At 66.6% G+C, this 14,091-nt stretch carries 14 protein-coding genes; 5 read left to right on the forward strand and 9 right to left on the reverse strand.

The annotated features are described in order from the left end of the window. Positions 1-71: 71 nt before the first annotated feature. The 3 genes from FBY30_RS10280 to ctaC all read right to left on the reverse strand — a co-directional run bounded on the left by FBY30_RS10280 (position 72) and on the right by ctaC (position 3,189). A complete protein-coding gene (locus FBY30_RS10280) occupies positions 72-308 on the reverse strand; it encodes a hypothetical protein (RefSeq protein WP_200830672.1) in 237 nt (78 codons plus the stop codon). A 239-nt stretch (positions 309-547) separates the two neighbouring features. Then, positions 548-2,281, reverse strand: a complete 1,734-nt coding sequence (gene ctaD / locus FBY30_RS10285; protein ID WP_142135123.1) for an aa3-type cytochrome oxidase subunit I — start codon at positions 2,279-2,281, stop codon at positions 548-550. 35 nt (positions 2,282-2,316) lie between these two features. Next, positions 2,317-3,189, reverse strand: coding sequence for an aa3-type cytochrome oxidase subunit II (ctaC, locus tag FBY30_RS10290; RefSeq protein ID WP_442858281.1), 873 nt, complete (start codon positions 3,187-3,189; stop codon positions 2,317-2,319). Positions 3,190-3,372: 183 nt separating this feature from the next. Here ctaC and FBY30_RS10295 point away from each other — a divergent pair, with 183 nt between their 5' ends. Further along, a complete protein-coding gene (locus FBY30_RS10295; RefSeq protein WP_235009400.1) occupies positions 3,373-4,194 on the forward strand; it encodes a carbon-nitrogen hydrolase family protein in 822 nt (273 codons plus the stop codon). 29 nt (positions 4,195-4,223) lie between these two features. Here the strand turns inward: FBY30_RS10295 and FBY30_RS10300 are convergent, their stop codons facing one another. The 5 genes from FBY30_RS10300 to FBY30_RS10320 form a co-directional block, all read right to left on the reverse strand. Continuing rightward, positions 4,224-4,709 (reverse strand): hypothetical protein, encoded by a 486-nt coding sequence (locus FBY30_RS10300; RefSeq protein ID WP_327437005.1) that lies wholly within the window; start codon positions 4,707-4,709, stop codon positions 4,224-4,226. Beyond that, entirely contained in the window at positions 4,709-5,428 is a 720-nt protein-coding gene (locus FBY30_RS10305; RefSeq protein WP_142132787.1) for a VIT1/CCC1 transporter family protein, read from the reverse strand. The genes FBY30_RS10300 and FBY30_RS10305 overlap by 1 nt, the downstream gene beginning before the upstream one ends. 78 nt (positions 5,429-5,506) lie before the next feature. Beyond that, positions 5,507-6,856, reverse strand: a complete 1,350-nt coding sequence (locus FBY30_RS10310) for a cytochrome P450 (RefSeq protein WP_142132788.1) — start codon at positions 6,854-6,856, stop codon at positions 5,507-5,509. 125 nt (positions 6,857-6,981) lie between these two features. Then, positions 6,982-7,218 carry a hypothetical protein gene (locus tag FBY30_RS10315; protein WP_142132789.1) on the reverse strand — a complete coding sequence of 79 codons (237 nt, stop codon included), beginning with the start codon at positions 7,216-7,218 and terminating at the stop codon, positions 6,982-6,984. Continuing rightward, on the reverse strand, positions 7,218-7,475 hold the full coding sequence (locus FBY30_RS10320) for a hypothetical protein (RefSeq protein WP_142132790.1): 258 nt from the start codon (positions 7,473-7,475) through the stop codon (positions 7,218-7,220). The genes FBY30_RS10315 and FBY30_RS10320 overlap by 1 nt, the downstream gene beginning before the upstream one ends. 243 nt (positions 7,476-7,718) lie before the next feature. On the opposite strand from FBY30_RS10320, the gene FBY30_RS10325 reads away from it, so the two are divergent. From FBY30_RS10325 to FBY30_RS10340, 4 genes are all read left to right on the forward strand, one after another. Beyond that, a complete protein-coding gene (locus FBY30_RS10325; protein WP_142132791.1) occupies positions 7,719-8,057 on the forward strand; it encodes a hypothetical protein in 339 nt (112 codons plus the stop codon). Then, the gene (locus tag FBY30_RS10330) at positions 8,054-9,580 is read left to right on the forward strand and encodes a M20/M25/M40 family metallo-hydrolase (RefSeq protein ID WP_235009401.1); all 1,527 of its coding nucleotides are present in this window, start codon (positions 8,054-8,056) and stop codon (positions 9,578-9,580) included. The genes FBY30_RS10325 and FBY30_RS10330 overlap by 4 nt, the downstream gene beginning before the upstream one ends. Beyond that, the gene (locus FBY30_RS10335; RefSeq protein ID WP_142132792.1) at positions 9,561-10,706 is read left to right on the forward strand and encodes a carboxylate-amine ligase; all 1,146 of its coding nucleotides are present in this window, start codon (positions 9,561-9,563) and stop codon (positions 10,704-10,706) included. The genes FBY30_RS10330 and FBY30_RS10335 overlap by 20 nt, the downstream gene beginning before the upstream one ends. Positions 10,707-10,838: 132 nt before the next feature. Next, a complete protein-coding gene (locus tag FBY30_RS10340; protein WP_142132793.1) occupies positions 10,839-12,347 on the forward strand; it encodes an FAD-binding oxidoreductase in 1,509 nt (502 codons plus the stop codon). A 39-nt stretch (positions 12,348-12,386) separates the two neighbouring features. On the opposite strand, the gene FBY30_RS10345 is transcribed toward FBY30_RS10340, so the two are convergent. Continuing rightward, positions 12,387-14,090, reverse strand: coding sequence for an alkaline phosphatase family protein (locus tag FBY30_RS10345; protein ID WP_142132794.1), 1,704 nt, complete (start codon positions 14,088-14,090; stop codon positions 12,387-12,389). Position 14,091: the final 1 nt, after the last annotated feature.

Here is a 14,091-nt window from a genome sequence, read left to right on the forward strand (position 1 = left end):
TCAAAAGGGCAGCAGGGCTGCCATGGCAACTGAATGATGACCCAGCCCTGGGCGAAGAAGATGACGAGGGCCTATCGATTCACCAAGTCGTCTGCTACGCGACGAAGGTCCTGGACCCACCCGGTTGAACGGCTGGGCGCTCCCGAACTGGCTTCGAAGTTGCCAAGAGCTTCCGCTATGCGCTCCAATGCATCCGAGAGATTGACCTTTACCGCCTCGTAGCCTTCCTCCGAGCGGGGGTCGGAGGAAGCCGAAGAGAGCAATTCTGCTCCTGACTTGATGACCAGCGAAGCCTCGTACTCGTTCATGGATCTACCTCATGGCTTCCTTGTTCTGGACGTGGGGTAACTCTTCGTCGGCACAACCTTATACGCGGACGTCTTCCTCCCGGTGACGCCGTGCCAGGCCCGGATAGAGGGTTGGGCCCGGCACCTCTTTTTGGCGGCCAAATGCCGCAGTACCCATATATGCCCTGGCTGTTTTGGCCCGAAGCACCCGAGGGGTGCCTAGGTAGCCAAGTGGGAGCGATGTCGAAACTCGGCGCGCCCTACTCGTTCGGGTTCGGTGTCCGCACGTCTTGCTCACCGATGTCCGCCGCTCCGAGGAGGCCTTCCCCGGGCGCATCCTCATGCGGATGGACCCGGACGCTCAGCTCGGGATGGTGCAGGTCCAGGGCGGGGCGCTCGGAACGGATCCGGGGCAGGGAGGTGAAGTTGTGGCGCGGCGGCGGGCAGGACGTGGCCCATTCCAGCGAAGCGCCGAAGCCCCAGGGGTCGTCCACCGTGACCTTCTTCCCCGCACGCCAGGTGATGTAGACGTTCCAGAAGAACGGGATCAGGGAGGCGCCCAGCAAGTAGGAACCGATGGTGGAGAACTGGTTCATGAAGGTGAAGTTGTCCTCCGGCATGTAGTCCGCATACCGCCGGGGCATGCCCAGGACGCCCAGCCAGTGTTGGATGAGGAACGTGGCGTGGAAGCCAAGGAAAAGCATCCAGAAGTGGATCTTGCCCAGGCGCTCGTTGAGCATGGTGCCGGTGAATTTGGGCCACCAGAAGTAGAACCCGGCGAACATGGCAAATACCACGGTGCCGAACACCACGTAGTGGAAGTGCGCCACCACGAAATAGGTGTCCGAGACGTGGAAGTCCAGCGGCGGGGACGCCAGGATGATGCCGGTCAGGCCGCCGAAGAGGAACGTGGCCAGGAACCCCATGCTCCACAGCATGGGTGTCTCGAAGGTCAGCGAGCCGCCCCACATGGTCCCGATCCAGTTGAAGAACTTCACGCCGGTGGGCACCGCGATGAGCATTGTCATGAAGGCGAAGAACGGCAGGAAGATGGCACCGGTGACGTACATGTGGTGCGCCCACACCGTCACCGACAGGGCGGCAATGGCGATCGTGGCGTACACGATGCCCTTGTAACCGAACAGCGGCTTGCGGCTGAACACCGGGAAGATCTCCGAGACGATGCCGAAGAACGGCAGCGCAATGATGTACACCTCGGGGTGGCCGAAGAACCAGAACAGGTGCTGCCACAGGATGGCGCCGCCGTTGGCGGGATCGAAGATGTGGGCACCGAACTTTCGGTCCGCACCCAGGGCGAACAGTGCGGCGGCCAGCGGCGGGAACGCCATGAGCACAAGGATGGCCGTGACCAGCGTGTTCCACGTGAAGATGGGCATCCGCCACATGGTGAGGCCCGGAGCCCGCATGCAGATGATGGTGGTGATGAAGTTGACCGAGCCCAGAATGGTGCCGAAGCCGGACAGTGCCAGGCCAAAGACCCATAGGTCACCGCCGATGCCCGGGGTGAACGTGGTGTTGGACAGCGGAGCGTAGGCGAACCAGCCAAAGGATGCTGCGCCCTGGGGTGTGATGAAGCCGGAAACGGCAATGGTGGAGCCGAACAGGAAGAACCAGAACGCAAGGGCGTTCAGGCGCGGGAACGCAACGTCAGGGGCGCCGATCTGCAGCGGCATGATCACGTTGGCGAACCCGGCGAACAGCGGGGTGGCGAACATCAGCAGCATGATGGTGCCGTGCATGGTGAACAGCTGGTTGTACTGCTCTTTGGTCTGCAGGATCTGCATGCCGGGCTCGAACAGCTCGGCCCGGATCAGCAGCGCCATCACGCCGCCCGCGCAGAAGAACACGAAGGACGAAATCAGGTACATGTAGCCGATGGTTTTGTGGTCAGTGGAGGTGATCCAGTTGACCACGATGGTGCCTTTGGGGCGCCGGACCACAGCCGGTGCCGCGGTGGCTGCGGTTCCGCCCATTCTCTGGCCTGTGGTGGTCATTGCGTTGCCGTCCTTTACTCTGCTGGTTCCAAGGCCTGCGGTGCCGGTGCCGACTGCGGTTGCCGGTCAAAATCGTTGCCCAGGCTTCCGGTGTTGCCCTTGGCCTTCAGGTCGGCCATGTGGCTGTCATACTCCTGCTGGCTCACCACCCGGACCTTGAAGAGCATCTCGGAGTGGTATTCACCGCACAGTTCCGCGCACTTGCCCATGTATTCCCCGGTCCGGGTGGGGGTGATGCTGATGTAGGGGTTGTACTGTTCGTGGCCCGGGTAGAGGTCGCGTTTCTGCAGGAAGTCCACTACCCAGAAGGAATGCTGCACGTCACGGGACTGGAGGTGCAGCTCCACCTTTTTGTTAACCGGCAGGTACAGGGTGGGCAGCCGGTCCGGGGCACCGTAGTCGCCGTTCAGGTGTGCCTGCTGCCCGGCGTCCTCGTGGACCTGTTCCTTGACGTAGTTGAAGTCCCACGACCATTGTTTGCCGAAGACGTCGATCACCACGTCCGGGTTGGCGTAGCGTTCGTCGATGGCGCGCTGGTCCCGGTCCGTGAACACGAACAGGACGCCGATGACAATCAGCGGGACCGCGAGGTAGAACACCTCGAGCGGAAGGTTGTAGCTCAGCTGCGCCGGGAAGCCCACCGTGTTCTTCCGGCGCCGGTACGCCACGATGACCCAGATCATCAGGCCCCAGGTAATGATGCCCACAATCAGCGCGGCGATCCAGGAGTTGACCCACAGGTCAGTGATGAGGGGCGTTTTGTCAGTGGTGTCCCGGGGGCCTGGAAGGAAGCCGCGGGTGACTTCCGCGGAGCAGGAGGCCAGTGCCGGCAGGGTCAAGAGGCCCGCGGCCAGTCCTGCGAAGCGCCGCAGTCTGTGGTTTTTCAATGGTCTTGTACCCACAATGGTCCCTCCGGCATGCTCCAGAAGCCCAACTGCATGAGCCCACCGCACCAGCAAAAAGCCCGGTGGGTTGTGTGCCCAACCCTACGCGGGGAGGATGCTGATGGGAAGGGGACGGCTCCGGCCGGGAAAAGACCGGGACGGCGGCCCAGGACCGGAAAGGCAGCCATGGATCCAGCAGAAATGATCATCGCGGCGGGCCAGTTCAGCGCGGGCACCGACATTGGGGAAAATACGACGACGGCAGGCCGGCTGGTTGCCCAGGCTGCGGAGGCAGGGGCGCGGCTGGTGGTCCTGCCCGAGTCCAGCCTGTACGGCACCAGCGAACCGGCGGCCGCCCTTGCCGCCGTCGCGGAGGACCTGGACGGGCCGTTTATCCGGAGTATGGCTGCGTTCGCCCGCGGCTACGGCATCGCGGTGGTGGTGGGCACCTACGAGAAGACGGCGGCCGGCCCGCCGTACAACACGCTTGTGGCCCTGGACAGCCGGGGTGACATGCTGGGCTGCTACCGGAAGGTGCATCTCTACGATGCGTTCGGATACCGGGAGAGCGGCGGGATTACGCCGGGCAGCGCGGGCGAGCCGCTGGTCTTCACCCTGGGGGGCTTCAGCTTTGGCGCCTTCACCTGCTACGACCTCCGCTTCCCGGAGAGCGCCCGTGCCGTCGTTGATGCAGGAGCCGATGTCCTGCTGGTGCCGTCCATGTGGATCCGCGGCCCCGGGAAGGAGGACCACTGGTTAACCTTGGCCAAGGCACGGGCCATCGAGAACACGGCTTACCTCCTGGCCGCCAACCAGGCAGGGCCGCTGGCCACCGGATTTTCGATGGCCGTGGACCCGGCAGGGGTGGTGGTGGCCAACGCCGGGGAGGAGCCGGGCCTGATCGTGGCACGACTCAGCCGGGACCGGCTGACCCGGGTGCGCGCGCAGGTGCCGGTGCTCGAAAACCGCCGCTACGCCGTCGTACCTCTCCCTGACGCAAGGCGCTGAGCAGCCGGACGCACGGCTGCCGGTGAAAATTACCGGCTGCCTGCCCAGACCGATGCTGCCCCGGAATGGCCGGTTGCGATGCTTTGGTACACCAGGAAGAGTCCGGCCAGGACGCCCAGCACCGAGGTGGCGGGAAGAAGCCACCGCGCCTCCAGGAGGCCGCGCAGGCCGCGGAAGGCCGGGCGGCGGGTCAGGATCCCAGGGAAGGCTGCCACGATTTGCGCAGCCACCACCACCAGGAAGAACGCGGCGACGAAGCGCAGGAAGCTTCCCTGCTCGGCATGCTCCTCGATCAGTTTTGAGACCGGCCTTGCCTTCTCCAGCTGTTCCCCGGCTTCCGCCGTAAGGACGGACAGCGGGACCAGGATCAGCGCCAGGACCCCCAGCGGCCAGGCCAGGTAGCGCCTGGAGCGCCGGAGCAGCGCGAAGACCACGGCTGCGAGCCCGGCCAACGGCGCCAGGACCACCACACCGTGGATCAGCAGGATGTGGGCGGGAAGGCCTGCGATCTCCATCAGGCGATCCCGGTGGTGCCCAGCAGGCTGCCAACTGCAAACGTGAAGGCCATGGCCAGCGCCCCGCCCACCACCAGCCGGATGGTGGCCTTGCGCTTGGAGCTTCCGCCGATCTTGGCGCTGACGGTGCCGGTCAGGGCCAGCGCCAGGATCACGGCAACGAAGGTGACCGGGATGCGCGCCTGTTCAGGCGGGAAGATGATGGCCAGCATCGGCAGGATGGCGCCGACGGTGAAGGCAATCGCGGAGGCGAAGGCGGCGTGCCAGGGGCTCACCACTTCCTCTTCGTCAATGTTCAGCTCGGCTGCCAGGTGGGCCTTCAGCGGGTCCTTTGCCGTCAGCTCTTCGGCCACCGTGCGGGCTGTGGCTTCGCTGAGTCCCTTGGCCTGGTAGATCCCGGCAAGTTCTTCCAACTCGCCTTCGGGATCGTCCCGCAGTTCCTGGCGTTCCTTTTCGATCAGTGCCCGCTGGCTGTCGCTCTGGCTGCTCACGGAAACGTATTCGCCCAGGGCCATGGACACCGCACCGCCCACCACCGCGGCCGTGCCGGCCACCAGGATCGGCGCAAGGTCGTTGGTGACGCCCGCGACACCCACCACTGTTGCCGCGACGGAGACGATGCCGTCATTGGCACCGAGGACACCGGCACGCAGCCAGTTGAGGCGTGCTGCCACGCTGCTGTCGTGGGGTTCGCGGCTCAGCTTGAGAGTTTCAGACATGCTGGCAGTAAAGCACTGCACGGAACCCCACGCCACGAAGGTTTGCATCCCCTAACCGCCGTGGCAGGGAACCAGGCGTCAGGCGGGGGACACCCGGAACCGCAGCGCGAAGTGGTTCAGCGTTCCGGGCAGGGGCCGGTCCGGGGACAGGCGGTGGGACTCCAAGGTGAAGGTGCTCTCCTGCAGAAGGCGGGCCAGCAGGGCACCGGTCAGCAGCAGCACCAGCTGCCGGCCGGGGCAGCGCGCGGGTCCGTCGCTGAAGGGAACCACTCCCCAGTCTTCGGGTTCCCCGGGGCGGGCCTCGTCGTGCTGCAGCCAAAGGCCAGGGTCGAAGGAATCGGCCTGCGTGAGGCGCCGGCCGTCCCGGTGAAAGTAAGGGGCAAAGACCAGCACGCCGCAACGGGCCGGCATGGTTCCGTTCTCCCAGGCGACTTCCCGGGTGGTCTGGCGCAGGATCATGGGGGTGGTGGGCCACAGCCGCAGGGACTCCAGCACGCAGGCCCGCAGGAACGGCAGGTTCCGGCCACCGGATTGGTCAGCGGCAACTTCCTCCCGCGCCCGTGCGGTGTGACCCGGGTGCCTGGCCAGGAGCGCCAGGGTACGGAACGCCGCCATTCCCGCCGGTTCGAACGCGAACAGCCACTGCGGCACCTGGTCGCTGGGCGCGGACTGGTCCGAGTCCGGCCGCCCCCGCAGCGCGGAGGCCAGGGTGCCGGGCGGAGCGGCATCGATCCCGGCGCGCACGCGCCCCAGGAATTCCGTCCTGACGCTGCGGCGGCGCGGCTTCAGGCCGGACCAGTTGGCGTCCTTCCGGAGCCGGGCCAGCATGTCCGTGAGTTCGACGTCCTCCCTCGCCGCATCGCCGAAAACCACCCGCCGGACCGCCCGGTGCCACGCGGCGGTGAACAGCGGCCAGTCCAGGGTCCCCACGGCCGGGCCGCCGTCGGCCATGGCCGCAAGCAGCAGGGCGTCGGCTTCCTCTTCTAGGACCGGCAGGAAGGAATCAGCGAAACGGTGGACCGGGCTGGCAGTATCCAGCGCCTGCTCCTGCAGCGCCCGCCGCAGCGTCCTGTCGGTGCCGGTGGAAACCAGCACGTTACGTGGCTCAAAGTGCGCCAGCGCGCCGCGTTTTTCGCTGCTCGCGGGCGAGAAGGGGTCCGGCGACTCCGCCAGGACCCGGTGGAGCTGGTCGGGGCGCAGGACCACGGCCTGTTTCCTGAAGGGCAGCCGGAGCAGCAGCGGCCCCGCCGGATACTTGGCGTCCAGCTTCTGCATCCGCGCCACCGCGCGCCGGTCCAGGCCCAGCCGCTCGGCCAGGGCCTCAACCCGCGGCCGCCGGATCAGGGGACCCTTGGCCGCCGTCGGAATGAAGACGTCCATGAGGAAAGCTGCCGTCTCGCCGATGCCGGCGCGTGGAATGGAATGCATGGGTACCTGCCTTGGCTTGGGCTGTCTCAAGGACGACGTACCCGCTTGCTGCCCCAAATCCCGGCAGGGCCCAAACGCGGCCGGGCATGGTCCTCCCAAACCGGTCCAGTTCGAGCCAAGGCAGCTCAGTCCAGTCCGTAGCTTTCCTGGTCCGGTACCTCGATCTGGAACCCGCAGGCGCAGCGCAGCACCTTGGTGGCCAGGTATACGCCCAAGGTGTCCGGCAGCTGGCCGTAGGTGCCGTGGATGCTTCGCATCTCCGCTCCGGTGGCAGTCATTACCTCGCCGCAGTGGACATACCGGCCGTCGCGGACCAGTACGTCGGGAGTAGTCCGGCGGGGGCTCCCGTGGTAGCCGCTCATCACGCGACTGCGGGGTAGCTGCAGAGGATATAGTCGGCCGCGGCCGGGCCGGTCATCCGTAGTCCGGAGTTCCGGACGTCAACGCCGCAGCGCAGCATGCCGGCCCGGAACGCCTGGTCAGACTTTGGGGCGAGGCCATTCAGCGCTGCCCAGCTGACGTAGAGGCCGTAAAGGCAATCGGGACCAACGTGGGATTCACCCGAGGGATCGGGGGCGGTTGCTTCATTAAGGAATTGCTGGAATTGCGAGGACGCCATTGTGGGTCACTTCCGCTCCTGCATAATTGCCACCGGCGGACTACAGCAGCTGCTCTTACCGGCCTTTGCAGAAGTTCCGGGGAGGACGGGCCATGATCCCCGTCACAGTTCCCAATCTACGCGCCCGCAGGGCGAAAGTACAGCGGGAGCAATTGCGGCAGCGCAACCGCACCCCTTCCCACGGATTGGTAAGGCTGCTTATTATATTGTTTCCTTTCGACGGCAGATATGGAGAACAACGAGATGAACGATTCACCCCTGCACAAGGAACTGCCGCTTCCCGACTATGACCACCTTCCCGTCGGCACCCTCCCCACGCGCATCAACGGGCTGGATGAAGCGGACGTTGCCCAGCTGGTCACCTACGAGAAGGCGCACGGAAACCGGCTACCCATCCTGCAGATCCTGGAGAAGCGGCTGCAGGACCTGCAAAACGGTGCGGAGCCCAGCGGTTCCCGGAATCCGACCGCCCCGGAGGTCCAGGGCAATCCCGAGACCCCGCAGCCGTCCTCCGTCCCCGGACCCCCGGTGAACCCACCGTCCCAGGGCGATCCCACCAACCCGGCACAACCCCGCAAATGACCGGCGGAACGGGCAGGGACATGCAGGACACCCAGGGCTCCGGCGGCAGGCACGACGGCGCCCCGGACCTTCGTGCCTTTGTCCGTTCCAGGGAGGCGGAGCTGGAGCGGCGGCTGGCTGAGTGGGTGCGGATCCCGGGCATCCTGGGCGCCCCCGAACACAGCCAGGACCTGCTCCGGTCGGCCAACTGGCTGGCCGGCGAATTCCGGGAAGTAGGCTTCCCCGTGGCGGAAGTCCTGCCCACGGGAGAGTCCTACACGGTATACGCGGAGTGGTGCCAGGCTCCGGGAGCACCCACCGTGCTGGTCTACAGCCACCACGACGTCCGGGCTGTCCGGCCGGAAAACTGGGCACTCACGGCACCGTTCGAACCCATACTCCGCGAGGGCCGGCTTTATGGCAGGGGCAGCTCGGACGCCAAGGGCCAGATCCTGGTGCACCTTGAAGCTGTCCGCGCCCACCTGGCCGCCGGCGCGACCGGCGCCGGCGGGACCGGTACCAGTCCGGACACGGTTGCCGGCCCGGACCCTGCCCCCAAGGTCAACCTGAAGTTCCTGGTTGAAGGCGAAGAGGAAGGCGGCTCGCCCAACTTGGCCAAACTGCTGGAGGACCACACGGACCGGTTCGCCGCGGACCTGGTCCTTTTCTCCGACACCCTCCTCTGGGACGCCGCGTATCCCGCCGTCTGCGTGAGCCTGCGCGGCATGCTGAGCGCGCACCTGGAGGTGTACGGGCCGGAGCGGGACGTGCACAGTGGCGCCGTGTCCGGGAACGCGCCCAACCCCGCCTTCGAGCTCGGCCGGCTGCTGGGACTCATGCACCACCAGGACGGCAGGGTTGCCGTCCCCGGTTTCTATGACGACGTGGAGCCGCTTCCCGCCGACCTCCGCAACGCCCTCAAGGACCTGCCCTTCACTGAGGAGGACTGGCTGGCCCGCTCCGAAACCGGTGCCATCACCGGTGAGAAGGGGTATACGGTGCTGGAGCGGCTGTGGCTGCGGCCCGCCGTCGAGGTCACCTCCATCATCGCAGGCGACCCACTGGGCGTATCCCGCGCCGCTGTCCCGGCCGTTGCCTCAGCGGACCTCAGCTTCCGCACGGTCCCCGGCCAGCGGGCGGAGAAAATCGCCGGGCAGCTGCAGGAGTGGGTGGCCGCCACCATCGGCGACGCCTACAGCTTCAGCCTGATCCCGGACTTGGAAACAGCCCAGGAACCTTACCGCACACCGGACCACCCCGCCGTCGCAGCCCTTGAAAAGGCCATGGCAGCGGGGTTCCGCGCCGAGCGGACGGGCCGCATGGGCAACGCCGGCGGCGGGCCCGCCGAACTGCTCAGCCGCACCTTGGCCGCGCCGGTGCTGTTCTTCGGCACGGGGCTGGTGGAGGATCACTGGCACGACAGCGACGAGAGCGCCGGCCTTGACGTCCTGATGAACGGGGCAGTCACGCTGGCCTGCTTCTGGGAGGAACTTGCAGCGAAGCAAGGGATAGGGGACGACGACGATGGACACTTACGGCAATGACGGCACCGGCGGCGCGGGTGCAGGCAGGCGGACGTTCGGGATCGAAGAGGAGCTGTTGCTGGTAGACCCCGCCACGGGGGAAGCGGTGCCGTTGGCGGGCGCCCTCCTGGACCTGTACGTGCGTCCGCTGGAGGTTGCGTCAGGGCCCGTCCTGACGGCCGAATTCCAGCAGGAAATGATCGAGGTGGTCACGCCGCCGCACGCCACCCTGGCAAGCCTCGAGCAGGACATCATCGCCGGCCGGGCCATCGCCCACCAGGCCGCCGAGGACGTGGGTGTCAGGGTGGCCGCGCTGGGCACCTCACCATTGCCCGCCGATCCCCATCCGGTACAGCTCCGGAGGTTCCGGGCGATGGCCGAAGAGTATGGGCTGACGGCAAGGGAGCAGCTCACGTGCGGATGCCACATCCACGTCTCGGTGGAGTCGCCCGAGGAAGCCGTGGCCGTGCTGGACCGGATGCGCAACTGGTTGCCGGTACTGATTGCGCTCAGCGCCAACTCCCCGTTCTGGCATGGGGTAGACAGCGGTTACGCCAGTTACCGCTCGCAGGTGTGGAACCGCTGGCCGTCCGCGGGGCCGCTGGAAATCCTGGGCAGCCCGGACGCCTACCACCAACTGGTGCACGACATGGTGAGCACCGGCGTGGCCCTGGACGAGGGCATGATCTACTTCGACGCCCGCCTCTCGCGGCACTATCCCACCGTGGAGATCCGCCTGGCCGATGTCTGCCTTCGGCCGGGGAACACCGTCCTGCTCGCCGGCCTGGCCAGGGCGCTGGTGGAAACCGCCGCACGGGAATGGCGGGAGGGGATTGAGCCCGTGGCCGTCCCTTCTGCGCTGCTCCGGCTGGCGGCCTGGAAAGCCAGCCGCTGGGGCCTCCGGGGTGAGCTGCTCGATCCGCACACGCACCGCCCGGCGCCCGCACTCGCCGTCGTGAATTCCCTGCTGCACCACATCCGTGGGGCACTGGAGGACATGGGGGACCTGCGCCGGGTGGAGGACCTGGTGGACCGGCTGCTCGCCGAGGGCACCGGCGCGGTCCGCCAAATAGAGGTGCTGCACCGCACCGGGGACCTGGAACGCGTGGTGGAGGACGCCGCCAACTGCACGGTTTCCACGTCCTAGCTGCACTAACCGGACGCCCTTGACCCCCTACAGTACGGGGCGTATACCGAGAGAATCATCATGCTGGCCCCCGCTGGGCCCTGTATGGAGCCGGCTGCCCCTGGTCTTCAACACAAAATAAATGGAGTTGTGATGGGTAGCGATCGTTTCGACGTGCTCCGCGAACAGGTCCGCGGGCAGGTTATCGAAGAGGACGACGCAGAGTACGAGGCCGCGCGGCTCGTGTTCAACGGGATGATTGACCGACGTCCCGCGGCAGTCCTGCGGGTATCCCAGGTGGCGGACGTTCTGGCGGCCGTCCGGTTCGCCCGGGGCCTGGACATTGAGGTTGCCTTGCGCGGCGGCGGGCACAGTGCACCAGGATTCGGAACGGTCGACGGCGGCCTGGTCCTTGACTTCTCGGCCCGCCGGGGAGTGCGCGTCGACCCGGTGGCAAGGTTGGCCCGGGTGGAGCCTGGTGCGACGTGGGCAGACTACAACCACGCCACGCACGCATTCGGGCTGGCCAGCACAGGCGGCATCATTGGCACGACCGGGGTCGCCGGCCTCACCCTTGGCGGCGGGATTGGATACCTTTCCCGTAAGTACGGGCTGGCGTGCGACAACCTCGTTTCTGCAGATGTAGTCCTTGCCGACGGAACCTTTGTTACTGCCAGCGAAGCCGAAAACGTCGACCTCTTCTGGGCGCTCCGCGGCGGAAGCGGCAACTTCGGTGTGGTCACGTCCATGGAGTTCCGGCTGCACCCGGTGGACATGGTCCATATCGGTCTCATCTTCTTCGATGCTGCGATGGGAGCCCAAGTTGGGGCGGCCTACCGCGAATGGATTGCCGCCGAACCCGAAGAAATGGGCGCCTTCCTGGGCTTCCATCTAGGTCCTCCGGTTCCCTTCCTTCCCGAGGAATGGCACGGGAAGCCCGTCGCCGTGATCGCGGGCATGTGGACGGGCGATCTTGACGCGGGACCCTCGCACTGGCAAGCCATGCTGGACGCCGGACCCGCACTGGGAAGTTTCTTCGCACCGATGCCGTACCCCGCGCTCAACATCATGTTCGATGGGCTCAGCGGTATCCCTGGGCTGCAGGGCTACTGGAAGGCCGACTTCCTTCGGACCCTCAGCGACGACGCACTCCGGACCGCCGTTCAGTTCGCTCCAGGCATTCCCAGCGTCCACTCGGCCAACCATTACTATCCGATCGACGGCGCAGTCCAGCGGGTGGCACCCGAAGCAACCGCCTTTGCCTACCGTGATGTCAACTTTGCACCTGTCATCGCCGGCCAGTGGCCCGAGCCGTCCGAGAACGATAACAACATCGCCTGGGTGCGGGAGTACTGGGCCGCGCTCCACGAGTATTCGGAGCCCGGCGGATACCTCAACTTCCAGGACGCGGACGATCAGTCCAGGATTGAGGACACCCTCGGGTCAAACTATGCGCGTCTGGCCGAGCTTAAGGCCAAGTACGACCCCGATAACTTCTTCCATATCAACCAGAACATCAAGCCCGCCGTCGCCGGGGGCGCCCCGGCTGCCGTGCCGATGCAGCCGTCCGCCGTGCTGCAGGCCGAAGCAGTCCCGGAGGAGGCACAGCAGGCGGACGCCGCGCCGCCCAAAGCAAATCCGGCGGAGGGGGCGGCGCCGTAGGGCCTTCAAGGCGCAGCGGTTCCAGGGCCGGAGAAGCAGTCAGTACGTGGTCGCGTTGGGCAGGATCAGCGGCGGCAGCGGTGCCTGGTTGAAGTCGAAGGCCTTGGCAAGGTCGCCCAGCTGAGGGTTGTTTTCCCTAACATCCGGCCGGGCGTCCGGCCGGCCGTCAGTGGCGGGATCGATGCGCTCGCCGCCCAGGAAGTCGTCCTCGATGAACTTGAAGTAGGCGTCGTGGCTGAGCACCTGGTGGTCGATAAACCCCTTCTTCGCGTAGGGGCTGATGACCAGGCCGGGGACACGCAGGCCGTAGCCGTTGTTGTCCACCACCGGCGGGGTCTCGTGGTCGTAGAACCCGCCCCAGTCGTCCCAGCTAAGGAAGATGGCGGTGCTGTCCCAGTCCGGGCCGCTCATCACCGCATTGATCAGCCCGGCCACGTAGGCCTGCCCGGTGCTGATCTTGGCCGGGGCGTGCTCGCTGACCTTGTCCGTGGGCGCCACCCACGTGACGGCGGGCAGCGTGCCCTTCCTGGCGGCGTCGTAGAAACCGCTCAGCGGCTTGATGTTGCCCTGCTCGCCGTCCTCTTTCACGGTGTCGAAGTACAGCAGCGGGTTCCACAGGCCGGGCGTCTTGGCGTCCTGCTTCACCGGATCGCAGGTGGCGGCGTCATTCCGGCAGTCCGGTTCGGTGCCGTTGAACACGTAGTAGGCCCAGGGGACCTGGTGCTTGTGGAGCAGGAACGTCAGGTCCGTCCAGGCGTAGTCCGGCAGTTCCAGCTTCTTGGCGGCCTCGGTGAGCTTCTTCTTCAGGCCATCGGACACGGGGGCCGCATCCACCGCCGCCTGGCAGACGGCGTAGGAATCGGTGGGCTTGCAGCTGGTGCCGATGATCTGGTCGATCTGGGCGGCAAGGCCCGGGTCGATGCCGGCGGCTTCCAGCGCCTCCCGGCACGGGTCCAGGTCCATCCCGGCCTGGCACTTGCCGATCAGGGTGTCCTTGATGATTTGCGGCTCGGGTTCGGGGTCCGGGTCCTGCAGCGCATCCACGCACGACGACGGGTCCCCGGCCTTGCTGCACTTGGCGGACCATTCGGAGACCAGGTACAGGTGCGCCGGCAGGCTCCAGGAGGCGGCGGAGGCGAACAGGTGGTCCTGGAGCGTGAAGTTCTGTGCGTAGGCCCAGTAGTTGGGCAGGTCCCGCCCGTCGTGGTAGCCCATGACGTCGGTGGGCATCGTGTTGCTGTACTGGCATTTGGTGCTGGTGGCGCCGCAGCCGGACAGGCCCTTCTCCGCCTGGGCCACGAACCCGTCCATGGCCCCGCCGTTGATGTCAGCGGTGGCGTCGGCGTGGCTGTGCGGGCCGCCGGCGTTGCTGTCCGCCGAGTTGTAGAAGGGCCTGGCGCAGCCGCCGTCCGCGGGGTCCGGGACGCACACGGTGGGTTTGCCGTCCTTCATGGGGATCCCGTCAGCCCCGGGATAGGTGCCGAAGTAGCTGTCGAAGGACCTGTTCTCCTGGGTGATGATCACCACGTGCTTGATCTTGGAAATCCCGGCGGGGGCACCGCTGGCTGGAGTGCCAACAGGCGCCTGCTCCGCCGGCGGTGCGGAGGGGGCGTTTGCGGCCGGCGCCTGTGCTGGTGCCCCGGCGCGGAACGCGGTGGGAAGGACGACGGCGAGGATCACCAAAGCCAGCACTGCGGCACCTGCCAGCAGGGCCCGGCGTCGTCCGTTCTGCAAAAGCCGCACC

Origin of the sequence: Arthrobacter sp. SLBN-83, from assembly GCF_006715285.1 — a bacterium.
In the GTDB taxonomy this organism is placed as follows: domain Bacteria; phylum Actinomycetota; class Actinomycetes; order Actinomycetales; family Micrococcaceae; genus Arthrobacter.